Origin of the sequence: Methanothrix sp., assembly GCF_016706325.1 — an archaeon.
GTDB lineage: Archaea > Halobacteriota > Methanosarcinia > Methanotrichales > Methanotrichaceae > Methanothrix.
In genome coordinates, this window is the sequence record NZ_JADJJX010000001.1 from 1,113,281 (window position 1) to 1,134,387 (window position 21,107).

General features: G+C 57.9%; 26 protein-coding genes and 1 pseudogene. 13 read left to right on the forward strand and 14 right to left on the reverse strand.

Annotated features, from left to right (window positions below; all coding sequences use genetic code 11):
• The first annotated feature begins 1 nt into the window (after position 1).
• Positions 2-982 carry a carbohydrate kinase family protein gene (locus IPI63_RS05815; protein ID WP_214065211.1) on the forward strand — a complete coding sequence of 327 codons (981 nt, stop codon included), beginning with the start codon at positions 2-4 and terminating at the stop codon, positions 980-982.
• Positions 983-1,146: 164 nt separating this feature from the next.
• Here the strand turns inward: IPI63_RS05815 and IPI63_RS05820 are convergent, their stop codons facing one another.
• The gene (locus IPI63_RS05820; protein WP_292477236.1) at positions 1,147-2,067 is read right to left on the reverse strand and encodes an ATP-grasp domain-containing protein; all 921 of its coding nucleotides are present in this window, start codon (positions 2,065-2,067) and stop codon (positions 1,147-1,149) included.
• 87 nt (positions 2,068-2,154) lie between these two features.
• Between IPI63_RS05820 and IPI63_RS05825 the strand changes: the two genes are divergently transcribed.
• Genes IPI63_RS05825 through IPI63_RS05860 form a run of 8 tightly spaced genes read left to right on the forward strand, consistent with a single transcriptional unit; the run spans position 2,155 to position 8,481 of the window.
• A complete protein-coding gene (locus IPI63_RS05825; RefSeq protein ID WP_292477238.1) occupies positions 2,155-2,667 on the forward strand; it encodes a methyltransferase domain-containing protein in 513 nt (170 codons plus the stop codon).
• On the forward strand, positions 2,661-3,269 hold the full coding sequence (locus IPI63_RS05830; protein WP_292477240.1) for a cobalt-factor II C(20)-methyltransferase: 609 nt from the start codon (positions 2,661-2,663) through the stop codon (positions 3,267-3,269). The genes IPI63_RS05825 and IPI63_RS05830 overlap by 7 nt, the downstream gene beginning before the upstream one ends.
• A complete protein-coding gene (cobM, locus tag IPI63_RS05835; protein WP_214065571.1) occupies positions 3,266-3,976 on the forward strand; it encodes a precorrin-4 C(11)-methyltransferase in 711 nt (236 codons plus the stop codon). Before IPI63_RS05830 ends, cobM begins: the two co-directional genes overlap by 4 nt.
• Before the next feature lie 14 nt (positions 3,977-3,990).
• Positions 3,991-4,854: a cobalt-precorrin 5A hydrolase gene (gene cbiG / locus IPI63_RS05840; protein ID WP_214065576.1), complete on the forward strand. Its 864-nt coding sequence runs from the start codon at positions 3,991-3,993 to the stop codon at positions 4,852-4,854.
• Between the two features lies 1 nt (position 4,855).
• Entirely contained in the window at positions 4,856-6,259 is a 1,404-nt protein-coding gene (locus IPI63_RS05845) for an SAM-dependent methyltransferase (RefSeq protein ID WP_292477242.1), read from the forward strand.
• 11 nt (positions 6,260-6,270) lie between these two features.
• Positions 6,271-6,906 (forward strand): precorrin-8X methylmutase, encoded by a 636-nt coding sequence (locus IPI63_RS05850; RefSeq protein ID WP_292478204.1) that lies wholly within the window; start codon positions 6,271-6,273, stop codon positions 6,904-6,906.
• Positions 6,887-7,912: a cobalt-precorrin-5B (C(1))-methyltransferase gene (locus tag IPI63_RS05855; protein ID WP_292477243.1), complete on the forward strand. Its 1,026-nt coding sequence runs from the start codon at positions 6,887-6,889 to the stop codon at positions 7,910-7,912. Before IPI63_RS05850 ends, IPI63_RS05855 begins: the two co-directional genes overlap by 20 nt.
• Positions 7,909-8,481 (forward strand): cobalt-precorrin-7 (C(5))-methyltransferase, encoded by a 573-nt coding sequence (locus tag IPI63_RS05860; protein WP_292477245.1) that lies wholly within the window; start codon positions 7,909-7,911, stop codon positions 8,479-8,481. Before IPI63_RS05855 ends, IPI63_RS05860 begins: the two co-directional genes overlap by 4 nt.
• Before the next feature lie 51 nt (positions 8,482-8,532).
• Here the strand turns inward: IPI63_RS05860 and IPI63_RS05865 are convergent, their stop codons facing one another.
• Both IPI63_RS05865 and IPI63_RS05870 read right to left on the reverse strand, forming a co-directional pair.
• Positions 8,533-9,657, reverse strand: a complete 1,125-nt coding sequence (locus IPI63_RS05865) for an Ada metal-binding domain-containing protein (protein ID WP_292477246.1) — start codon at positions 9,655-9,657, stop codon at positions 8,533-8,535.
• Positions 9,658-9,776: 119 nt separating this feature from the next.
• Entirely contained in the window at positions 9,777-10,298 is a 522-nt protein-coding gene (locus tag IPI63_RS05870; protein WP_292477247.1) for an Sjogren's syndrome/scleroderma autoantigen 1 family protein, read from the reverse strand.
• A 110-nt stretch (positions 10,299-10,408) separates the two neighbouring features.
• Between IPI63_RS05870 and IPI63_RS05875 the strand changes: the two genes are divergently transcribed.
• Complete coding sequence (locus IPI63_RS05875) at positions 10,409-10,669, forward strand: UPF0147 family protein (protein WP_214066462.1); 261 nt, start codon at positions 10,409-10,411, stop codon at positions 10,667-10,669.
• 58 nt (positions 10,670-10,727) lie between these two features.
• Complete coding sequence (locus tag IPI63_RS05880; RefSeq protein ID WP_292477249.1) at positions 10,728-11,012, forward strand: hypothetical protein; 285 nt, start codon at positions 10,728-10,730, stop codon at positions 11,010-11,012.
• Here the strand turns inward: IPI63_RS05880 and IPI63_RS05885 are convergent.
• Together IPI63_RS05885 and IPI63_RS05890 are read right to left on the reverse strand one after the other, a co-directional pair.
• The gene (locus tag IPI63_RS05885) at positions 10,967-11,980 is read right to left on the reverse strand and encodes a transcription initiation factor IIB (protein ID WP_214079994.1); all 1,014 of its coding nucleotides are present in this window, start codon (positions 11,978-11,980) and stop codon (positions 10,967-10,969) included. The genes IPI63_RS05880 and IPI63_RS05885 overlap by 46 nt on opposite strands.
• Positions 11,968-12,243 (reverse strand): H/ACA ribonucleoprotein complex subunit GAR1, encoded by a 276-nt coding sequence (locus IPI63_RS05890; protein ID WP_214066503.1) that lies wholly within the window; start codon positions 12,241-12,243, stop codon positions 11,968-11,970. Before IPI63_RS05890 ends, IPI63_RS05885 begins: the two co-directional genes overlap by 13 nt.
• A 154-nt stretch (positions 12,244-12,397) precedes the next feature.
• Between IPI63_RS05890 and IPI63_RS05895 the strand changes: the two genes are divergently transcribed.
• On the forward strand, positions 12,398-13,342 hold the full coding sequence (locus IPI63_RS05895; RefSeq protein WP_292477251.1) for an NOG1 family protein: 945 nt from the start codon (positions 12,398-12,400) through the stop codon (positions 13,340-13,342).
• A gap of 8 nt (positions 13,343-13,350) precedes the next feature.
• Here IPI63_RS05895 and IPI63_RS05900 read toward each other — a convergent pair whose 3' ends face one another.
• The 3 genes from IPI63_RS05900 to thsA form a co-directional block, all read right to left on the reverse strand.
• Entirely contained in the window at positions 13,351-14,070 is a 720-nt protein-coding gene (locus tag IPI63_RS05900) for a HemK2/MTQ2 family protein methyltransferase (RefSeq protein ID WP_292477253.1), read from the reverse strand.
• A complete protein-coding gene (locus tag IPI63_RS05905; protein WP_214066501.1) occupies positions 14,036-14,821 on the reverse strand; it encodes a phospholipase D-like domain-containing protein in 786 nt (261 codons plus the stop codon). Before IPI63_RS05905 ends, IPI63_RS05900 begins: the two co-directional genes overlap by 35 nt.
• Before the next feature lie 288 nt (positions 14,822-15,109).
• Positions 15,110-16,777: a thermosome subunit alpha gene (thsA, locus tag IPI63_RS05910; RefSeq protein WP_292477255.1), complete on the reverse strand. Its 1,668-nt coding sequence runs from the start codon at positions 16,775-16,777 to the stop codon at positions 15,110-15,112.
• Positions 16,778-16,962: 185 nt separating this feature from the next.
• On the opposite strand from thsA, the gene IPI63_RS05915 reads away from it, so the two are divergent.
• The gene (locus tag IPI63_RS05915) at positions 16,963-17,157 is read left to right on the forward strand and encodes a cold-shock protein (protein ID WP_214066499.1); all 195 of its coding nucleotides are present in this window, start codon (positions 16,963-16,965) and stop codon (positions 17,155-17,157) included.
• Positions 17,158-17,330: 173 nt separating this feature from the next.
• On the opposite strand, the gene IPI63_RS05920 is transcribed toward IPI63_RS05915, so the two are convergent.
• From IPI63_RS05920 to rpl7ae, 6 genes and pseudogenes are all read right to left on the reverse strand, one after another.
• Complete coding sequence (locus tag IPI63_RS05920) at positions 17,331-17,987, reverse strand: TMEM165/GDT1 family protein (protein ID WP_292477257.1); 657 nt, start codon at positions 17,985-17,987, stop codon at positions 17,331-17,333.
• Positions 17,920-19,729: pseudogene (gene infB / locus IPI63_RS05930) on the reverse strand (translation initiation factor IF-2). Before infB ends, IPI63_RS05920 begins: the two are co-directional and overlap by 68 nt.
• A 99-nt stretch (positions 19,730-19,828) precedes the next feature.
• Positions 19,829-20,278: a nucleoside-diphosphate kinase gene (gene ndk, locus IPI63_RS05935; protein ID WP_214066286.1), complete on the reverse strand. Its 450-nt coding sequence runs from the start codon at positions 20,276-20,278 to the stop codon at positions 19,829-19,831.
• 11 nt (positions 20,279-20,289) lie between these two features.
• The gene (locus IPI63_RS05940) at positions 20,290-20,460 is read right to left on the reverse strand and encodes a 50S ribosomal protein L24e (protein ID WP_214066284.1); all 171 of its coding nucleotides are present in this window, start codon (positions 20,458-20,460) and stop codon (positions 20,290-20,292) included.
• A gap of 5 nt (positions 20,461-20,465) precedes the next feature.
• Positions 20,466-20,678, reverse strand: coding sequence for a 30S ribosomal protein S28e (locus tag IPI63_RS05945; protein WP_214066283.1), 213 nt, complete (start codon positions 20,676-20,678; stop codon positions 20,466-20,468).
• 10 nt (positions 20,679-20,688) lie between these two features.
• Entirely contained in the window at positions 20,689-21,057 is a 369-nt protein-coding gene (gene rpl7ae, locus IPI63_RS05950) for a 50S ribosomal protein L7Ae (RefSeq protein WP_214066282.1), read from the reverse strand.
• Positions 21,058-21,107: the final 50 nt, after the last annotated feature.

A 21,107-nucleotide genomic window follows, 5' to 3' on the forward strand; every position in this document is an offset into this window, starting at 1 on the left:
CATGAAATTTGAAGAATGCACCATCAACCGCAAAGGGGTGCTCGTAGTGGGAGGGATAATCGTGGACCTGATCGCCAAATCTGCGCGTTTCAAGCTGGTCAACGACAATCTCTGCTTTCCCTTCGACTCCAAGATAACCCTGGATGAGCTCAATCAGGATACCGGTGGCTCAGCCCATAACCTGGCCACCAACCTGGCAGAGCTGGGCACAACCACCTACATCCTCGGCTCAGTGGGCAGGGACGACCACGGGGAGGAATACCTGAGAAATCTTAGGATTCATGGTGCTATCACCAAGTATGTCACCCTGAAGAAGGGGCTGACGGGGATATCTTTGGTCTTCCTCTACAATGGTGAGAAGACCGTCCTGACCAGCAGAGGGGCCAATGACCTCCTGGGAGAGGAGGATCTCAATCTCGAGGTCTTTGATAGGGTCGATACCCTGGTCCTGACCAGCCTGATAAGCGAGAAGAACATGGCGCTGATGAGAAAGGCCGTAGAGGGGGCGAAGAAGAGGGGAATCTACATCGTCGTGAACCCCAGCATGAGCATGGTCACCCACAGACCGGAGGAGTTGAGGTATGCCATGCAAAACAGCCAGGTGATAATCATGAACGGCAAGGAGTCGATGCTGATAACCGGGGAGAAAGATGTCGATTCCGCCATCAAGAAGCTGAAAGAATACGGTGCAGAGACGGTGATCGTCACCCTGGATGTCAGGGGTGCTCTGGTCTTGGATGATGAACGAAGCTTCCGGGTGCCCGCCTACAAGGTCAAGGTGGTGGACACCACCGGCGGGGGGGATAGCTTCACTGCTGGCTTCATCCATGCCAAGTACAAGGGATACTCAAATGAAGAGGCGGTCAAGTTCGCCTCCGCTGTGGCCGCCCTGAACATCATCACCCCAGGAGCGAGCACCGACCTGCCAAGCGAGGAGGATGTGGTCGAGTTCATGAAGAGGGCAGAGCCTCTTGAGCCTTAAAGGGCGGATTTTGAGGTTATGAGGGGAAGCAGAGGAGGCGAAGCTCATTAAAGCGGAGGATCATCCGGGCGAGAGCCCCTTGGCCTCCGCCAGGTCGGCGGCCTGCAGAATGCCTCAAGGGGCAGGAGAGGTCTCGCTTCTGCCGGCCGCCCATCCCGCGCTGTTCAGGCCAGATCTCCCTTCCGGAAGGTATGCTCCCCCTCGATATGCACCCTCTCCGGCAGCCCTCCAAACCGGGCCCGGAGGATGAGCTCTCCGATCTGCTCTCTCATCACCCGGGCGATGCCGATGATGGAGGTGGTGGGGCGGGCGTTCACATCCACCGCCCGGGGAAGATCACCGAGGACGAAGTCGATCCCTGCATAGCCGCGCAGACCTAAGGCCTCTGCCGCCCTCCTGGCTGCCTTCCAGATCTCATCCCCTCGGGGGGTGCTGTAGGGCACCTGGCTCCCCTGATATTCCATCCTCCCATCGACAAGATCGATAAGCTGGCGGTTAAGGGTTAAGGGCAGAAAGCCCTCTTCGCCCACGATGAAGCTGGCGGAGAGGTGCAGCCCCTCGTGATAGCGGGTGATGATCTCATCCCGCCCCGCCCGAGCTGAAGAGGTTATGCGTACCCCTTCCGATCCCGAGCCGGTGCGCGGCTTGACCACATACTGCAGGCAGCCCTTATCCACTTCATCGGGCCGGTCCACGATCTGGGCCACTGGAACCCCGGCCTGCTCCAGGGCCCTGGTGCAGAGCAGCTTGTCCGCCGCCAGCCGGGCGGCAGCGGGGCTGCTACCCAGATTAGCGACTTGATCTCGATTCTCAATCTTCTCCAGAAAGCGGGGCTGCAGGCCATCAGGGGCGATCAGGAGGGCGGCATTTACATCGATCGATTCCAGCAGAGACTCGAATTCCCCCTCTCCCTGCAGGAATACGGGCTTGCCCGCCCCTATCCTGGGGCCGCGGGTGGGATAGCTCACCTCATGGCCGCTGGAAAGGAGGCTCTCCACCAGGACGGAGAGCATGGCTCTGCCCTCCAGCTCAAGGGTTCCGCCCAGGCCGAGGGCGGATGCATACTCGGCAACAAGAATGTTCATGGATTCTCGAAGCTGCCATTGCAGCCGGGATATATAACCTGATGGCCAGCAATTAACCTTTTATCCCTGCCCGCATCTCCTAGAGCCATGAAGCTTCCGGGCACGGCAACAGCAGAGGAGAATATCCACATCGCCATGGGAAAGCTCGCCATAAAGCGCGGCGATCTCTTCTTAGATGTCGGATGCGGCTCAGGAGCCGTCTCCCTGGCTGCCTCCCGCTACACTGACCACATTTACGGCCTGGACCGCCGGCCCGAGGCAGTAAAGCTCAGCCAGGATCTGGTCCCCGGGGGAGAGTTCCTCCTGGGCGAGGCAGAGGAGATAATCCCCCGCCTGCCAGCAGTGGACAGCTGCTTCATCGGCGGCACCCGGGGGATAGACCGTTTCCTTCCCCTTCTGCTGGAGAGGGCCAGCCCCGGCTGCATGATCGTCGCTGATCTGGCCAGGATGGGCATAGCCAGCCAGGTGGTGGATTTGATGAAGAGGCTGGGCATATACAGGGAGATCCTGCAGATCAATATAAGCCGGGGCTATGACCTGGCAGGGGACATAGCCCTCAGGCCCATAAACCCCATATTCATGGTGATCGGCAAATGTTAATTGGCATAAGCCTCGGACCGGGCGACCCGGAGCTGTTGACCTTCAAGGCAGCAGCAGCTCTGAAAAGTTGCAAGCAGGTCTTCGTTCCCGGTGAACTGGCAGCAGAGCTGGCCGGGCTCTACTCCACCCCCCAGATCCTGGACTTTCCCATGATCCAGGACAAGAGGGAGCTGGAGAGGATCTGGCGGGAGAATGCAGGGATCATCGCCCAGGAGGCTTGCTTTAGCCCGGTGGGCTTTGCCTGCATTGGCGACGTGAATACATTCTCCACCTTCAGCCATCTGAAGAGGGTGATAGAGGAGATCTACCCGGAGATCGAGATCCAGACCATCCCCGGGGTGGGAGTGGTCCCCGCTTTGGCCTCCAGATTCAGCGTCCTCCTGGAGAGATCCTTCCTGGTCTCGGACGGCTCTCCAGTGCAGTCGGTGATCAGGATAAAGGCGACAAGGCCCAAGGAGCTGGCAGAAGAGCTGCGAGGAGAGGGGTACGAGGATTTCACCCTGGGCAGCAGGCTCTTCACCCCGGAGGAGAGGATCGTCCGGGGGGAGATGCCGGAGAGGAGCGAGTACTTCAGCGTCCTTCTCGCCCAGAGGAGACCATGAAGATCTATTTCGTGGGAGCAGGTCCGGGCGATCCGGAGCTGATCACAGTCAAGGGCAAGAGGCTCTTGGAGGAGGCGGATCTGGTGGTGTACGCCGGCTCTCTGGTCAACCCCCAGCTCCTGGAGGGGCTGCGGGCGGACAAGCTGGATAGCAATGGACTCTCCATTGAGCAGACTCAGGCAGAGATGCTCCGCTCTCTGCGGGCGGGAAAGAAGGTGGTGCGGCTGCACAGCGGCGACCCCTCAATCTATGGGGCCATATTGGAGCAGATGAAGCCCTTAGAGGAGATGGGGATCGAGGTGGAGGTGGTTCCCGGGGTCTCCTCCCTCTTCGCCGCCGCCGCCGCCCTGAAGACCCAGCTCACCCTCAAAGGGGTCTCCGAATCTCTGATCCTGACCAGGCCTGCCGGAGCCACCCTGGAGAGGGATGAGCTGCCCGCTCTGGGCCGATTGGGGACGACCATGGCCATATTTTTAGGCATCGACAGGATCAGGGATATAGTCCGCTCCCTGGACCGGCCCGGGAATACACCAGTGGCAGTGGTCTATCATGCCTCCTGGCCGGACCAGAAGATCCTGTGCGGAACCCTGGACGATATCGCCGATAAGGTGGAGGAGGAGGGGATAGAGCGCAGCGCTCTCATACTGGTGGGGGATGTGTTGAGGAGGACGGGATACAGGAGGTCACACCTATACCGGAGCCGCTGAAGTCCCTGGCTATACTGCTCTTCCCCCGGGACAGGGATAAGGGGGAGAGGATCGCTCAGGCCCTGAGCGATCGATATCAGTCTACTATAATCCTCTACGAGGAGGGGAGGATGAAGAGGCTCTTGGAGAGGTACGATCTATTGGTGGCGATCATGGCAGTGGGGATTGTGACCAGAAGCCTCTGCCGCCACCTGCAGGACAAATGGCGGGACCGGCCAGTGGTGGCAGTCGACTCCGCCCTGAGATGTGCTGTGCCGGTGGTGGGGGGCCACCATGGGGCCAACGATCTGGCCCTCCACCTGGCGGAGGGGCTTGGCCTATATCCGGCTATAACCACTGCCACTGACGCCTCCGGCCGGCCCTGCCTGGAGAGCGTGGCCCGGCGGCTGAATGCCTCTGTGCTGAACAGGAGCTCCTCCAAGGCGATCAACCTCGCCTTCCTGAGGGAGGATGTGCCGGTATTGAGGCTGAAGGGCCCCAGGATCCTGCTGGTGGATGAGGATGTAGCAGTGCTCAAGGGCAAAGGGCTGGTCTTGGGGGTGGGAGCAAGAAAGGGCATATCCCCGGATGAGGTTCTGGAGGCGGTGGACCGGGCCCTGGAGGAGTGCGGCAGGAGAAGGGAGGAGATAGCATTTCTGGCCAGCGCCTGGATCAAAAGGGAGGAAGAGGGCCTGCTGAGGGCAGCGGGGGCTCTGGATAGGGAGATCATCTTTCTCTCCCGGGAGGAGCTCAACTCCCAAAAGCCGACCACCCCCTCCCGGGCGGAGGATCTGGGGCTGGCGGGGGTGGCTGAGCCCGCCGTCCTCGCCCTGGCGGAGAGGCTCATCCTCCCTAAGAGGGCCTACGGCAGGGTGACCATCGCCATCGGGGAGAATTGAGATGAATATGCATCCAGAAGGCAGGCTCTCGATCGTTGGCATCGGGCCGGGGGAGGCCTCTCTCCGCACCCTGGCTGCAGTGGAGGCCATAAAGGGAGCGGATTATGTTGTCGGCTACCGGCCCTATCTGAAGCTCATAGAAGATCTCCTGCCGGGAAAGGAGGTCTACTCCAGCGGCATGAGAGGGGAGGTGGACAGGGTCCGGGCGGCTTTGGATCTGCTCGATCGAGGCTCTGTAGCCCTGGTCAGCTCAGGAGATGCCAATGTCTATGGCATGGCCGGCCTGGGCCTGGAGATGGCAGAGCATCCGGCAGAGGTGGAGGTGGTCCCGGGGGTCACATCATTCACCGCCGCTGCCTGCCGGGCCGGCCTGCTCTTCCGGGAGTGCGTGGCAGTGATCAGCCTCAGCGATCTTCTCACCCCCTGGGAGGGGATCGAGGGGAGATTGCGCCAGGCAGCAGATCATGGGATGCCCGTCGCCCTCTACAACCCTCAGAGCAAGAGACGGGACTGGCAGCTCTTGCGCGCCCTTGATATCTACCAGGATAGGGATCTTCTGGTGGCAAAGGGGGTGGGCAGAGAGGGAGAGAGGATCTTCTGGAGCACTGCCAGCCGCCTGCTGGAGAGCGAATCGCTGCGGGAGGAGATCGATATGACCACGGTCATCATCCTGCCCGGAAGGGGCTGCCACCGGGGAGAGGCCGCCCCCCGGTCGCTGATCAATCTGGTGGGAACCGGCCCCGGAGGCAGGGACAGCCTCACTGCAGAGGCCCAGGCCATCCTCAGCTCCTCTGAGAAGCTCCTGGGAGCAGAGCGCTACCTGGAGCTCATCGGGGACTTTCCCGGGGAGAAGCTGGCCCATGCCGGCCCCTGCCCGGAGAGGTCCTATGCCCGCTTCCAGGAGGCGGCCAGGCTCGCCCGCTCGGGTAAGAGGGCCAGCATCCTCACCGGCGGCGACCCGAGCATCTTCTCCGCTGGCTGGCGGATCATGGAGCTGGCAGATGATCGGCTGCCAGTTCACATCTCCCCCGGAGTGAGCGCCTTCTCATCTGTGGCGGCGAGAGCAGGAGCCCCGCTCTGCGGAGACTTCGCCCTTCTCTCCCGGCCGGATGATCCGGCAGCACCATCGCTGCTGGCAGCAGCCGGTTTTGGGGTGGTGGTCTACAATGTGAGGGGTCACGAGCTCCTGCCCCTCCTCCAGGATCTGGAGCCGGAGAGGGCGGTGGCCCTGGCGCGGGATGTGGCCCGGAGGGGGGAGGAGATGATAATAATGAGAGCGGAAGAGATGATAAATATCAGGCCGTCGGGCTTCCGGTTCACCCTCCTTATATCCTGCCCCCGGGCAGAGATTAGAGAGGGCAGGATCATCGCCAAGAGAGGATACGATACCAAATACAGCTATTAGATTTGATTGATATGATGGAGAACTATACCGATATTGGGGCCAGCACGCCAGAAGGGATAAAGATAAGCAGAAAGAGCCGGGAGCTGATATCCGCTCTGATAGGAGACCGGAGCCCCGAGGACAGGATCGTCCAGAGATGTGTCATCGCCACCGGCGACCAGAGCGTTGCCGGGATCATGAGATTCCAGCATGAGCCCTTTCAGGCCGGCCTGCGGGCCCTGGAACGGGGCGCTCCCATCTTCGTGGATATCAGGATGGTCCAGGCAGGGGTGCTGAAGAAAGGGCACAGCAGCCCCATAGAGGCCTTCATCGATCGGGGAGATGAGCTGGCTGCGGCATCCCTGGGGACCACCCGCACCTCTGCCGGGGTGATGGCCCTGCAGGAGAGGCTCTCTGGATCGATAGTGGTGATAGGAAATGCCCCCTCCGCCCTGATGACACTGTGCGAACTCATGGAGTCGGGACGGGCGCAGCCCGACCTGGTGGTGGGGGTTCCGGTGGGCTTTGTCAATGCCCTGGAGAGCAAAGAGAGGCTAAGGGAGATAGCTGTGCCCTCCATATCCACAGTCGGCACCCGTGGCGGGACCCCTATCGCTGTGGCAGCCCTAAATGAGATCATAAACGCCTATGCCCGAGAGAGAGCCTGAGATCATAGCCGATCCGGTCAGCGGCTTTGGCATACCCCTCTCCTGGATCAGATCCTCCCCCGACCCCGGAGCTCTGGAGAAGGTCCTCTCGGGCAGATGGACCATCCTCTCCAGCGGCCAGCTATTGAAGCGAGGCCTGACCACGGGGACTGTGGCCTCTGCTGCTGCGAAAGGGGCAGTGATATCCCTGCTCCGGCCAACAGAGAGCCTGGTGGTGATGACCCCGGCCGGAATCCCGGTCATGCTCCCTGTCAGGGCGGAGAATGGCCATTGCACTGCCCGCAAGGACGGAGGGGACCATCAGTCCGATGTCACCGCCGGCCTGGAGATATGTGCATGGGCAAGACCGTCTGAGGAGACGCTTCTCTTTGCCGGGGAGGGGATAGGGAACATAGGAGCAGGCGGCCTGTGCGACCAGATCGGCCGCCCGGCCATAAGCCCCTCCGCCAGGGAGCAGATCATGCTGGCGATATCTGAGGGCTGCGAGGAGGCGGGGATTGAGCATGTGCAGGTGGAGATCTATGTCCCCCGAGGAGAGGAGATCGCCCGCAAGACCCTCAACCCCAGACTGGGGATAACAGGAGGCATATCCATCCTCGGCTCGACTGGATTTGTGGAGCCCTGGAATGAGCATCTGATCGGGGAGAGGGCAGAGGAGCTGAAAGGGGCGAAGAGGGTGGTGGTCAGCACGGGCAGGACCGGGCTCAAGTTCAGCCGGATTCTCTTTCCCGATCATGAAGCAGTCCTCATGGGAAGCCAGCTGAACCGGCTGGAGTTTGCCCCCGATCAGGAGAGCATCCTATGCGGCCTTCCCGCCCTGATACTCAAATGGGCCTGGCCGGAGATACTGAGGAACACGGGCTACAACACTGTGGCGGAGATGGTGGAGAGGGAGCCTGGGCATGAGAACATCGCACTGGGATTGAGAAGGGCCAAGGAGAGGCTGCCCCACACCCGCATCGTCCTGCTCCATAGGGATGGAAGGATCCTGAGGGAGGCCCTATGATCATAGTGGGGGTGGGAATCGGCCCGGGGATGATGACCCAGGAGGCCGGAGAGGCCATCCGACGGGCGAATCTGATCTATGGATCGAGGAGAGCGATAGATCTTGCCTGTGAGCACATAAGCCCCGGCAGCCGGGTGATGGAGATAGAGGACTACAAGAGCCTCTTCACTCTGCCTGAGGATGCTGTGGTCCTGAGCACCGGGGATCCCATGCTCTCCGGCCTGGGCTACCTGCCGGGGAGGGTGATACCCGGGATCTCCAGTCTGCAGGTGGCCTGCGCCCGGCTGAAGATCAGCGAGCTGAATGTGACTCCCATCACCGTCCACGGCCGGAGAATGGATCCGGAGGCCATAGCCGGAGAGCTTGGCCGGAACAGATCCGTCTTCCTGCTCATCGATGAGCATACCGATCTGGAGGGCCTCTGCCAGCACCTGGAGGAGAAGGGGCTGAGAAAGAGTGTGGTCGCTCTCACCGATCTCGGCTATCCCCAGGAGAGGATCGAGAAAGGGAGCACTGCATCCCCTCCCCGTGCCCCCGGCCTCTCCTGTCTCTTCATCGGCCAGCTCTGAGCGATAGGGCTTTCCATCTGAGCGATAGGGCTTTCCATATGCGTATCCTCTTCAGGGATGACAGCTCTTGCAGGGAAGGTAGCCCTGGCTCTCTGCCTCCTCAGCGCTCAGGAAGGTGATCTTATTCTCCGGTTTGATCTTCTGGGCAAAGCGGCAGCCGGGCAGATGGTACTTCTTTGAGCTCTTGCTCCCCACGAACTGCCCTACTGGCTCCTCTTCTGCCCTTTCTGAGGACATATCCGGACCGGCTGCAGAGATGACCGTCCCTGGCTGGTTATATTCTCTGCCGGGCCAGTCGGCATAATCGGCAGCATCATCATCGATGTCAGGAGCCTTGCTATCCGCTTTTAGCTCCTTCTCCAATTGAGCTCCTCCTCGCCTGGCCCCCGTCTCAGCCTTCGATTCATCCGCCTCCTCTCGCTTCTCTTCACTCCCGGAGGCCTGAAGCTTGGGGGATGGAGATGAGGCTTGAGCATCCTTTGCCTGCCCTCTCTCCTTTCCGCTCCTCTCCTCGCTCCCCGCATCCTCTCTCTTCTCTCTCTCATACCTCTCCTCTTTGGATGGGCTCTCCCTTTGGATTGACCTTTCAATCTCTTCATATTCATTTGAAGGCCGGCCAGAATAGAGGGTGTGGGCAGTAGAGGGTGATATCGAAACCCCTGAAGGATTCTTGGGGGAGATCAAATCCATCCTATCCCCTTCCAGGCTACATTTCCTGCTCTCGCTGGCGAGGAGGCCAGAGGGACCCGATGCCTCCAGGGTGCAGATGTACTCCCCAGGCAGCAGCCTGATGTTCTTGGCGATCTCGAAGCTGTAATCCCGGTTCGGCTCAAGATTCAGCAGCAGGTACTTAGTGCTGACCACTGAGCTCCTCTTTTGGCGGAGGGTGGTATTGCTGGCAGCAGCATTGCTGATGGTAGCATTGCGGAGGGTGGCATTGAGCAGAAGGTAAGGAAGGGTGCTATTGCTGGCCAGAGCGGCATCTCCGCGCAGGCTGAACAGATCACCCCTCAGCTCGGGATCGATCTCCATTCTCAGCTGGCCCGACCACTCTGCCGGCTGCAGATCGGGGACGCTGGCGGATGAGCTATGAAGGGACTGGGAACTCAGATCGATGCAGCCGGTGATGAGGGAGAGTGCCAGGATAAGCGGAATCAACTGCAGAACGCCACACATTCTAAAAATCTTTATATCCAATTGATCAACCCCTTGATTTCCAGTGGAAAACGAAATCCCTGGAGCTGCTCTCTATGACAGATGTCACTCCGGGCGCAGGAAGGGGTGAGCCCGGGCGCTCACAATAACCGGAGCACACTCAGCAATCCTTCTGCGCAGTCCAGCAGCTTCTTGAGCCGATCCAGATCGCCCTCCGACCCGATTGCCCCGGAGATCTCATTCAGCCGCGCGATCAATGATGTGCGCAGCAGATCTTTGGCCTCTGCAACCTCCTTATCCATTCTCTCTTCAGCAATTGCAGCCGCCCTCACAGACCCGTCCGCCCTCTCTGGCGAACCCATCCCCCCGGATGCCTCTGCTCTCTTTGCCTCCAGAGGACCGCCCCCTCTGCTTTTTTCAGCCGCAGGCGGCCTGTGCATGGGGGCTGGTATATCCTCCCCTGAGGCCGAAAGATCGGACTTCTCCCCTGCTTCCGGGCTGAGCTCACCTGCAGATGGCCTATCTGGAAATGAGCAAACCGGGCATACTATCTCTCCTTGACAGCGAAATAGAGGCGCGCCGCAGTCATGATGTGTGGCCAGCATTGTACATCCCCTCTCAAGGAGCCGGGTTATCTTGCTGAGAATCTCATCCTCGTCCATCGGTCATCACCTGTACAACCACATACGTTTAAATACAACGATATATCATCCTTGAGTTGAAGTCAGATAAACATCATAACCTTTTTCCCATAGATATGGGTGGTGGTCATATGACAGCTGAAAATGTCCTTAAGCAATGTGTTGAGGTATTAGAGCGTATAATGAGCGATGATGCCGTCCCGAGAAATATCCGCCGCTCTGCAGAGAACGTAAAGAGCATTCTCATGGATGAGGGTGTGAGCGAGGCGATAAAAGCAGCATCTGCTATTTCCATACTTGATGAGATAAGCAACGATCCCAATATTCCACTTCATACCAGAACCCTGATCTGGAATGTTGCCAGCCAGCTTGAGACCATACCCGTAACTTGAATCCCTCTTTTACCAGTTTCAGGTAATATGCTCAAATATGTTTAAATAAAAAAAAATAGTGATAATCAGGAGTGATGCACAGGCTGACTGCTTACAGGCTGACTGCTTATATCTCTGGCAAGCTGCAAAGAGAGCGACCGCCTGGCGGATGGTCTCCATTGCCGGGGTGATCTCCATTGCCTGGGACTTTGTCCCTCCCGGTCAAGCCCGGAGGCCCGATAGTGGCCGGATCAAGGTGGATGCTGATGTCATGGCAGCTGAAGGCAAGAACAGAAGTCTGATGGGGGAGATAACCCTTCAAAGGATTATCTCTATGTCCAGCTCCTCTGCCAGCTCTTTGTAGCGGTTCCTGATGGTGACCTCTGTGACTCCCGCCACATCTGCCACCTCGCGCTGTGTGCGCCGGTCCCCGCAGAGGATGGAGGCGATGTAAATCGCTGCTGCGGCCACGCCCGTGGGCCCGCGCCCGCTGGTGAGCTCTTTTTCTGCTGCCTGACGGAGGATCTCAATTCCCTTTGCCTGCACCTCGCCCTTCAGATTCAGGCCAGAGCAGAAGCGGGGAATATAGTCGATGGGGCTGGTGGGCATGAGCTTCAAGGCCAGCTCTCGGGATACAAAGCGGTATGTTCTGCCGATCTCTTTTCTCGATACCCTGGAAACCTCTGCTATCTCATCCAGGGTGCGGGGTACATTGCACTGTCTGCAGGCGGCATAGAGCGCCGCTGCGGCCACGCCCTCAATGCTCCGTCCCCGGATCAGGTTCTTGTCCACAGCCTTGCGGTATACGACCGCCGCCGTCTCCCGTACATTTCTGGACAGGCCAAGGGCTGATGCCATCCTGTCCAGCTCAGACAGGGCAAAGGCCAAGTTGCGCTCGGTGGCATTGCTGACCCGGATTCGCCTCTGCCATTTCCTCAAACGGTAGAGCTGAGCCCTGTTCTTGGAGGATATCGTCTTGCCATATGAGTCCCTGTTCCTCCAGTCTATCATGGTGGAGAGCCCTTTATCATGGATGGTATATGTCATGGGTGCTCCAACCCTCGACCTCTTCATGCGCTGATCATGGTCGAAGGCTCTCCATTCCGGCCCTTGATCTATGAAGTTCTCATCGATCACCAGGCCGCAGTCGGAGCAAACCAGTTCTGCCCGTTCATAGTCCCGTACCAGGGTGTGGCTCTTGCACTCCGGGCACTCGACTGTGAACTTCTCAAACTCGTCTACCTTCTCTTTCTCGCGTCTGAGCCGGGTACGCTCCTTGAGCTTCTCCGGTCCCGCCCTCTCTATCTCTCTCAGCTTTTCTATTTCTTCCACTTACGATCTCTCCCCGGCGCCTCATCGATATAGAGCTTCTTTCCGATGTGGGCAGCGGCGTCCATTCCTTTATTTGGCAGAACGATTATGTACGGACGGTTGACGGGGCCGAATATATCGAAAACCTTTCCGACCCTGGTCCTCTTCTGGTCCACCACCCAGGAGCTCCCCCTGGGAATGCCGGCCCCTCTTCCAACGATCTCTTCGCTCTGCACAATCAATTTATTCTGTACGACATGAAGCGCGGTGCCTAGTCTCTTCAAAAGGCCACCTCATCTATATAGATAAAGAGGTACTATTTAAGCCTTCCGAAAACCATTTATCAAATGAACTCAGCCGCCGCTCCGGTGCACAGCTCTGCGAATACAGAAGAGCCAGACCGAAGCTTTATCTGTTAATGCCGGCAATTCTCCTCTGATGTTTGAGCAGCTTCCAACCATTCCCACATCGCAGGAGCTACTGGACAGGTCATTCCGGCGCGCCTCCCGCGCCGCTGAGGATGGGTCCATGGTCCAGAATGCCGGCAATATCCTCTCAGACAATCTCTCCAATCTGATCCGCAGGTTCCCCTCCTTCGAGAGGCTTCCTCCATTTTACAGAGAGATGGTGGAGATAACAGTGGGCATAGACAGGATCAGAATCAGCCTATCCCGCCTGCGCTGGGCCTCCATGCAGATAAGGCAGATAACCAGGGAGTATGTGGGCAGGATCAAGAGGACGGGGGGGGCGGAGAGCGCCCCCCTTAGAAGGTCGGCCTTCGGGCGCTTCTCCTCCATTATGAGATCGATTGATAGGGACCTCCTCTTCCTTAATGAGGCCCGGAATCTGCTTCGCAAGATGCCGAGCATCGATCCGGAGAAGCCCACCATTCTCATCGCCGGCTATCCCAATGTGGGCAAATCAAGCTTCATCATCAGCATCACTGGAGCCAGGCCAGAGGTGGCAAGCTATCCCTTTACCACCCGGGGGATAGTAGTGGGCCATCTGCTCAGAGGCGATAAGAGGTATCAGGTGGTGGACACCCCTGGGTTGCTCGACCGGCCCATGGGGGAGAGAAATGAGATCGAGAGGCAGGCTGTGGCCGCTCTCAGCCATCTGCAGGGGGTGGTGCTGTTCATACTGGACCCAAGCGAGCACTGCGGCTATCCCCTGGACTCGCAGCTTCGACTGGCTGAGGACCTATCCGGCTGGATCACCCTGCCCATGCTGATGGTTGCCAATAAGGTCGATATCAAGAGGTACAGCGATCTGGCAGAGATGTCCACTGAGACGGGAGAGGGCGTCTTGGAGGTGATGGAGAGGCTGATCGAGCTGCTGGAGGGCCAGGGCGACGGATCCACCAGCAGTCTGGCTGAAGCATAAGGCGGCGATCATCTCTGACATCTCTCCGCCACCGTCTTCAGAGGGCCTGATCGCTGCGGGTGATCCTCAGCAGTGATCCTCAGCACCATGAGCCTCTCAAAGAAGCATCCCTTGCTGGCCACCAGCTCAGCGACGAGCTCAGCGTCCCTCGCCATCCCCTCTACCTCCTCAGGCCCGGTCAGGCTGGATATGAGCAGCAGCGCCCTTCCCCCTGGGCGGAGATGATCGGCCAAATCGAGCAGGAACCGGCCTATGGTCTCCCGGCCGCTTGCCCCTCCGTCCAGGGCATAGTTGATCCATTGATCGCCTCTCTCCTCCGGTTCAGTGGGAAGGTAGGGGGGGTTGAATACGATCAGGTCGAATCTCCCTCTTATCCCCCGGAAGAGGTCCGCCCTCACCACCTCTACCCCCCTCTCCCTGGCCGCCCTGGTGGCATGAGGATTTATGTCCAGGGCGGTGATGCTCTTCACCCTGCCGGCCAGCTCCTGGGAAACAAGTCCCGAGCCGCATCCGACCTCAAGCACATGATCCTCCGGGCGGGCCTCTCTTATGGCCGCCTCTAGGAGGAGAAATGTATCTTCATCAGGAGGATAAACCTCCTCGGATTGAAATCTTGGATTGATGAGATCAGCCTCCAAAGGAGCTTGCTTTGAGGGGTCTGTAGCAGCGGGAATAGATGATCCTCTCCTTCTCTCAGCTCTGGCGGCACCTGTACAGGCCGTCCACAAAGGAGCAGATATCACTCAGGACACGGGGATCATTCAGCCAAACCCCCGCCTCGTAGTTCTCATCGATCCCTCCCTGAGAGAGATTGGCAGAGGTCACTATTGCCTCCTTTCTGTCGATCATATAGATCTTGGCATGGAGCGGATGGACGAAGAACAGCTCTCCCTCCAGCCTTCTGACTTCATCCTGGATATCATCGCTCATTCCCGAGCTGAAATCCGATTCCCGCCCTCTCATGAACACCACCAGCCTCCCTCCCCGGCGGGAGAAGTTCTGCAATGGAGGAGCAATCCGGTTCCAGGTCTGCCTCTTTATCCAGGGGGAGACGACCACCACCTCGAAGCTGGCCTCCTCCAGCATCTGGCAGAGCCGGTCCTCGATGGAGTGGAGGCGAAGGGGGGAGAAGGTGCCCAGGAATAGGGCAGAGGGATCGTTCCCCTGGCGGGCTAGATAGCTCTCCAGGTACTGCAGCCTCTCTGCCGATTCGTACTCCTCCGACCTCTTCGCCCTCTTGAGCTCCTCTGTCAGATCCAGGTTGCGGCTCTTATGCTTGAGCATCTGTCCGTATCTCCTCTGGAGCTGGTCCAGATGGATCTCCTTTTCTCGAAGCTGGCCCTGCAGCCTTTGCAGATCCATCTGGACCTGGCGGTAGCCTGCTAGCAGCCTTTTATTGCGGCCGGCCTCCAGCTGGATGATGCTGAGAGATATAACTGCTACAGCCAGGAAGGCCAGCCCGATCCAGTACCCTTCCATTGCTGCAATACCCCTGAAGCAGTTATCATTATGAAGTTATATATAGATAGCGTTATCAATATATGCACCGGACTACTGGAAGGCATAGCAAGCCTCAGATGAAGATCATGGCTTATAATGACCTTAATTAATATAGCAAGTCTGAATAAAAAATTTGGCTCCCTGCCCTCTCCTGGGGGCGAGGCTGGGATACCATTTTCATCTTCCCCTCCCTGCCTTTGTGCCTCTTGTGGTGAGATCGGCATGCTTGGGCCTTGTCGCAGAGGCCCTAAAGGCATGAAGGGAGATTCAGAACATCCCGGGGGGCATCCCTCCCATCCCCATCCCGGGCATTCCGCCCATTCCCGGAGGCATGCCTCCCGGGCCGCTGGGCCGGGCAGGGGGCTCTTTGGTGGAGGCCAGAACATCATCGATTCGCAGGATCAGGCAAGCAGCATCTGTGGCTGAGAGGATGGCCTGAACCTTGACTCTGAGGGGCTCGACCACTCCCAGCTCATACATATCAACCGCCTCTCCAGTATAGCCATCCAGTCCAATGTTCTTATTGCTGGAGTGCCTGCTCTTCAGCTCAGCCACCTTATCGATGGCATCAAAGCCCGCGTTCTCTGCCAGCGCCTTGGGGACGATCTCCATCGCCTCGGCGAACTTGGTGACTGCCAGCTGCTCCCTGCCCTTCAGTGTGGCGGCATACTCCCGCAGGCGCAATGCTATCTCTATCTCCGGGGCTCCACCTCCTGCCACCACCTTCCCGTCCTCCACCACATCCGCCACTGCATGCAGAGCATCATCAAGGGACCTCTCCAGGCCGTCTAAGACCTGCTGGGTTCCTCCCCGGAGGAGGAGGGTGGCAGTCTGGTTCTTGGTGCCGGTGACGAAGGTCATGATCCCACTTCCCACTCTCCTCTCCTCCACCAGTGCGGCCTCGCCCAGGTCAGAGGGCTTCAGCTCATCCAGGCTGGTGACGATGCTCGCCCCGGTGGCCCGGGCGAGCCTGTCCAGATCCTTCTTGATCACCCTTCTCAGGGCGAGCACTCCCGCGCGGGCCAGGTAATGCTGGGCCAGGTCATCGATGCCCTTCTGGCAGAAGACCACATTTGCCCCGCTGGCGATCACCTTATCGGCCGCCTCCTTGATCCTCTTCTTCTCATGCTCCATGAACTTCTGAAACTGATCAGAGGAGGTGATCTGTACCTCTGTCTTGGTCTCAGTATCCTTGGACTCTATGGGGCAGGAGAGCAGGGCCACCCTGGCATCTGTGACCTTGCGGGGCATATTCTGGTGAACTATCTCCTTGTCGATCACCACTCCCTCGATGATCTCTGATTCAGCAGTGCTCTCCCCCACCTTCTTCTCCACATTGACCCGGTCCATATCGAAGACCCTTCTCTCGCCATAATTCTCCATGGCATTGAGGACCAGATCGACGGCATAGCTGGCCATCCTGCTGTCCGGAGATTCGGCCAGCTTCCCAGTCATGGCGGTTTTAGCTACCCTCTCCAGCAGAGGACGATCGGACTCCTGGGCATCTGAGGCGATGGATTTTGCTATCTCCACTGCTTTGTCTGCTGCTATTCTGTAGCCCTTGACGATCATTGTGGGATGGACCTTCTGGTCCAAGAGCATCTCCGCCCTCTTGAGAAGCTCCCCGGCCAGCACTGCCACGGTGGTGGTGCCATCGCCCACCTCTTTGTCCTGCGTCTTGGCGGCCTCGATGAGCATCTTAGCAGCAGGATGCTGAACATCCATCTCCTTGAGGATGGTCACACCATCATTGGTGATGGTGACATCACCGATGGGGTCCACCAGCAGCTTGTCCATGCCCTTGGGGCCCATGGAGCTGCGCACAGCATTGGCCACTGCGCGGGCAGCCATGATATTATTCAAGATGGCTTCCGTTCCCGTCTCTCTGCGGGTATCTCTTAAAATGATAACTGGTGTTCCACCCATTCCTGCCATGTATAATAATCCTCCAGCAAATGATTCTCCTGGTCTCTCGTTAAGCAGTATTTGCTCTTCTATAAAACCTTTTCCTGTGGATGAGGCTTCACGTGGCTGTTCTGCTCCCCCGGGCGGCCTCTCTGCCAGCAACTATAAGTAGTTGAAGATCATGCAAAATTACTAACCGTATTGAGGAATAAACAATGGTAACTGGAACAGTCAAGTTTTTCAATCGCGTCAAGAGCTTCGGATTCATAGCTGGTGACGATGGCAAGGATTATTTCGTTCATGTGACTGGCTTGAAGCCCGGCGTCGCAATCGATGAGGGTGACAAGGTCAGCTTCGATGTCATTGAGGGCGAGAAGGGCCCCAAGGCCGATAAGGTAGAGAAGGTTTAGAAAGATTATAAACGGAATGCTCATATGCAATAGCGAGGCGGATTGTCCTCCTATTGCCATGCTCTATTTTATTGTGGACTGAATCTAGCCCCGGGCCGAGATCTGGCCTACCTCAGCCGCCTCTTGATTCCACTGATCTGAGAGATCATTCCCCCCTTCAGCCGCTGCCTTGATCAAGGCAGGAGAAGAGATAAGCTGATGGCCAGCCCTATGGTCATGAAGAGGATGCCTGCTGCCCGGGAGATCACTTCTCTTTTCACCCTCGCTGAGATCATCCGTCCCATATAGATGGCCATGGCGGAGAGGGCGAATAGTGCTGCCATAACCCCTATGAGGACCGGGATTGGGTCATACTCCGTGGCAAAGAGGGCGGAGGCGATCTGGGTCTTGTCCCCCCACTCCGAGAGAAAGATTAAAGAGAATCCGGATATGAGGGCATTTCCAGATGGGAGTTGACGTTCTTCCTCCTCCTCTTTCTGCTCTGTCCTGAGGGCCGATATCCCAAAGAGAATGAAGATGCTGCCTGATATCAGCTTAACCAGATACATCGGTATGATCTCCGTAGCCCAGGAGCCGAAAAAGATTGCAATCCCATCTGTGATCAGAAAAGCGAGCATCACACCAGCCAGGAGTTGAGGATACTCCTTTGTCCGGGAGGATAGCAGAATCACAGAGAGCTGGGTCTTGTCTCCTATCTCCGCCAGGCCAACCGCCAGGAATGGAATTATGATCTCATCGAGGGGGATGGCCAGTGAGATCAGCCTACCTTCCCCAGAAGGGGTCTTTCTTGCGCTTGATCTCCAGGAAGTCCTCCAGCACCTCTCTCTCATCCTCGGCCAGCTTGGGCTTCAGCTCCAGCTCCACAATGCGAGCGTGCTTTTCCGGTATGTTCACATACAGGATATCGCCCTCATGGATCTGCCGGCCCACAGTGGGCCCATCGATGGAGATGGCCACCTCCTGGCCGGCAGTTGCCGATCCCTGGTTCTCATTATGGGCCTGGATCCCTTTGATCGTTCCCACATTGGCGCCATCCTCCCTCATCAGATTGACCTGGGTCCTGATTATTCCACCGATGACCTGCACTCCCACCACTGCAGGCTTGGACTGGCGGAAGACACAGTCAGGCAGAAGGCGCACTGCACCTGGCCGGATGACTGCTTCCAGACGCTCTTGCTCCATCTTTATCTTCTGATCCTCCAGCCAGCGTCTCATAGCTCTCGATGATGGTGTAGATGATATCGCTGGAGAAGACAGGTACATCTGTCTTCTGGATCTCGCTCAAGGCATCGGGCAGGATGTCCACATTGAACCCCAGGATGGCGGAGAGAAGGGGATCGTTGATGGCAGCGGCCCTTATCACATCCCTTCTGGATATGTGCCCCACATCAGCATAATGAATGCGAATATCCCTTGCTTTCAGCTCCCCCACCAGGGCCTCCAATGAGCCGATGGTGTCCGACTTGAGGATTATCCCCTCGTTCTCGGTGTCTATTCTCACTGCCTCCAGCTCGGACTTCAGCTCCTGGGATAGCGCCTCCGCCTCATCTGGATTGGAGACCACCCGGATGGTGGACCCGGCCAGGGCGTTGTCCATCTTGGGAGCTGAGACCTTCACCCCGGAGGCAGCAGTCACATGCTTGACCGGCTTGAATCTCTCCTCGCTCCTGATCTCCGCCAGAGGCTTGGGCTTGAGCAGGGCCCTGATCTTGGTGACCAGGGGCTCGCGGGAGGTGCCAACGATCACTGTATCCCCGGCAAAGAACTCTCCATTATAGAGGATGACATCCAGGGTGGTGCCCAGCCCCTTCTCCTCTTTGACCTCGAGGATGGTGCCAATCCCAGGCCCAGTGGCGGTGAGCTGCAGATTATCCTTCAGGAATCTCTGCGCCAGGCCCACCAGGATCATGAGGAGATCGGGAACCCCTTCCCCAGTCAAGGCGCTGATGGGCACAATCCCCACTGTGCGGGTAAAATCGGTGATGCGATCATAGCGATCAGCGTCAAAGCCATACTTGTAAAGCTCCCCCACCAGCTCATAAAGCCTGGTATCGAGGGCCTCAGAGACCCTCTCGCTCTGTGCCTTCAGGCTCTTGGCGAAGGGGGCGTTGGTGGCACTGTGCCATCCGCCAATGCGGTCCATCTTATTAGCAGCCACCACAAATGGGGTCTTGAAGCGCTTGAGGATCTTCAGGGACTCGATGGTCTGGGGCTGGAAGCCCTCGTTTATATCCACGATCAGCACTGCCAGATCGGCCAGTGAGCCCCCCCGGCTGCGCATGGAGGTGAATGCATGATGGCCAGGGGTGTCGATGAACAGCAATCCCGGAATCTGGATCTCCTTTCCGAAGTGCGATCCGCAGAAATCCTGCACCACATCCAAGGGAACCTCTGTGGCTCCGATGTGCTGGGTTATCAGGCCGGCCTCGCCCTTGGCCACTGCTGTCCCCCGGATCCTATCGAGGAGAGTGGTCTTGCCATGGTCCACATGCCCCATCACCACTACTATTGGTGTCCTGAGGTTTGATTCCTTGCCCTTTGTCTTGGCGGCCTTTTTGGATTTTTGCTGCATGAAAGATCGCTTCTCTGAGAATTAGCCCTAAAAAAGGAGTTTATTTTTTGAGAATTTAAAGGCTCCCATGAGAGCCCGGCAGATCTCTTCTGCCCGGGGCTACTCGTAGAGCCATTCTTCATCTATTCGCTCATATTCGACCAGCTCTGAGGGATCGAAGTGAAGGGCGATCTCGCGAGAGGCTGATGCTGGAGAGTCTGAGCCATGCACCACATTCCGCCCGGTCTCAATGCCCCAGTCACCGCGAATGGTTCCAGGGACGGCATCGGCGGGATTTGTGGCGCCGTTCATCTTCCTCATGGCGGCAATAGCGCCCTTCCCCTCCACCACCAGGGATACAGAGGGCCCAGAGGTGATGAAATCCACCAGATCCTGATAGAACCTCTTGTCCACGTGCTCAGCATAATGCTCTTTGGCCTTCTCCTCGGGCATTTGCGCCAGCTTCATGGCCACGATCTTGAATCCCTTCTCCTCGATTCGCTGCAGGATCTTGCCCACCAGGCCTCTCTGCACGCCATCGGGCTTGACCATGATGAACGTTCTCTCTATATCTGCCAAGCTTATGCCCCCTTACGGGCCCACTTCACCCTTCTGGTCACCCGGCCAAGGGCGACATTGTTCTCGCACTTGGAGGAGCAGAAATAGAATACCGTTCCATCCCTTCTGGCATAGAGCTTGCCTGTGCCCGGCTCAATGATCCTATTGCAGAAGCTGCACCTTCTCTCTTCCATCTCCTTCACCTGCTGGTAAGCTTCTTGGCCTCTCTTGCTGTCTCCAGCAGCATCAGGACGTCGCCGATTCTTATCGGTCCCATGCTGTTTCTGGTGATGATCCGGCCTTTGTTATTGCCCTCGAGGATACGGCACTTGATCTGCATTGCTTCCCCATGCATGCCGGTAACGCCTATCACCTCGATGACCTCAGCCGGTATTCCGCTATCGTCATCCATTGGAGATCACCTATTTCAGAGATCCGACCTTCTGGACGATCTCATCCAGCAGCTCTTTTCCCTTGCCCGGCTCCACAATCGCCGCGGCTGCGCTCTTCACACCCAGGCCGGCGGCAGCGCCAAGCTCGCTTTGCTTCTTGACATAGATATAGGGGGTCTTCTTCTCTTCGCATAACGCAGGGATATGGGCTACGATCTCTGGGGGCTGGACATCCTCGCCCACGATAACCAGGCGGGCCACTCCCCTCTCAATGGCCTTGGTGGCCTCATTCGTTCCCTTCTTTATCCTGCCGGTATCGCGAGCCAGCTCCAGGGCCTCAAGTGATTTGGTAGCCAGATCAACTGGAACATCAAATCTTACATATATTGGTCTTGCCATAATTAATTCTCCTTCCGGGCCTAGCACTGCCCATCATCATTCATCGCAAA

Bases quoted from the DNA above. Each gene is read 5' to 3' on its own strand.
- IPI63_RS05895 (WP_292477251.1), top strand. From the start codon at position 12,398: ATGTTTGAGCAGCTTCCAACCATTCCCACATCGCAGGAGCTACTGGAC.
- IPI63_RS05850 (WP_292478204.1), top strand. From the start codon at position 6,271: ATGATGGAGAACTATACCGATATTGGGGCCAGCACGCCAGAAGGGATA.
- IPI63_RS05830 (WP_292477240.1), top strand. From the start codon at position 2,661: ATGTTAATTGGCATAAGCCTCGGACCGGGCGACCCGGAGCTGTTGACC.
- cobM (WP_214065571.1), top strand. From the start codon at position 3,266: ATGAAGATCTATTTCGTGGGAGCAGGTCCGGGCGATCCGGAGCTGATC.
- IPI63_RS05865 (WP_292477246.1), bottom strand. From the start codon at position 9,657: ATGTGTGGCGTTCTGCAGTTGATTCCGCTTATCCTGGCACTCTCCCTC.
- IPI63_RS05845 (WP_292477242.1), top strand. From the start codon at position 4,856: ATGAATATGCATCCAGAAGGCAGGCTCTCGATCGTTGGCATCGGGCCG.
- IPI63_RS05815 (WP_214065211.1), top strand. From the start codon at position 2: ATGAAATTTGAAGAATGCACCATCAACCGCAAAGGGGTGCTCGTAGTG.
- thsA (WP_292477255.1), bottom strand. From the start codon at position 16,777: ATGGCAGGAATGGGTGGAACACCAGTTATCATTTTAAGAGATACCCGC.
- IPI63_RS05915 (WP_214066499.1), top strand. From the start codon at position 16,963: ATGGTAACTGGAACAGTCAAGTTTTTCAATCGCGTCAAGAGCTTCGGA.
- IPI63_RS05870 (WP_292477247.1), bottom strand. From the start codon at position 10,298: ATGGACGAGGATGAGATTCTCAGCAAGATAACCCGGCTCCTTGAGAGG.
- IPI63_RS05920 (WP_292477257.1), bottom strand. From the start codon at position 17,987: ATGAGAGAGAGGTGCTGGAGGACTTCCTGGAGATCAAGCGCAAGAAAG.
- rpl7ae (WP_214066282.1), bottom strand. From the start codon at position 21,057: ATGGCAAGACCAATATATGTAAGATTTGATGTTCCAGTTGATCTGGCT.
- IPI63_RS05945 (WP_214066283.1), bottom strand. From the start codon at position 20,678: ATGGATGACGATAGCGGAATACCGGCTGAGGTCATCGAGGTGATAGGC.
- IPI63_RS05875 (WP_214066462.1), top strand. From the start codon at position 10,409: ATGACAGCTGAAAATGTCCTTAAGCAATGTGTTGAGGTATTAGAGCGT.
- IPI63_RS05860 (WP_292477245.1), top strand. From the start codon at position 7,909: ATGATCATAGTGGGGGTGGGAATCGGCCCGGGGATGATGACCCAGGAG.
- IPI63_RS05820 (WP_292477236.1), bottom strand. From the start codon at position 2,067: ATGAACATTCTTGTTGCCGAGTATGCATCCGCCCTCGGCCTGGGCGGA.
- IPI63_RS05855 (WP_292477243.1), top strand. From the start codon at position 6,887: ATGCCCGAGAGAGAGCCTGAGATCATAGCCGATCCGGTCAGCGGCTTT.
- IPI63_RS05940 (WP_214066284.1), bottom strand. From the start codon at position 20,460: ATGGAAGAGAGAAGGTGCAGCTTCTGCAATAGGATCATTGAGCCGGGC.
- IPI63_RS05905 (WP_214066501.1), bottom strand. From the start codon at position 14,821: ATGGAAGGGTACTGGATCGGGCTGGCCTTCCTGGCTGTAGCAGTTATA.
- IPI63_RS05825 (WP_292477238.1), top strand. From the start codon at position 2,155: ATGAAGCTTCCGGGCACGGCAACAGCAGAGGAGAATATCCACATCGCC.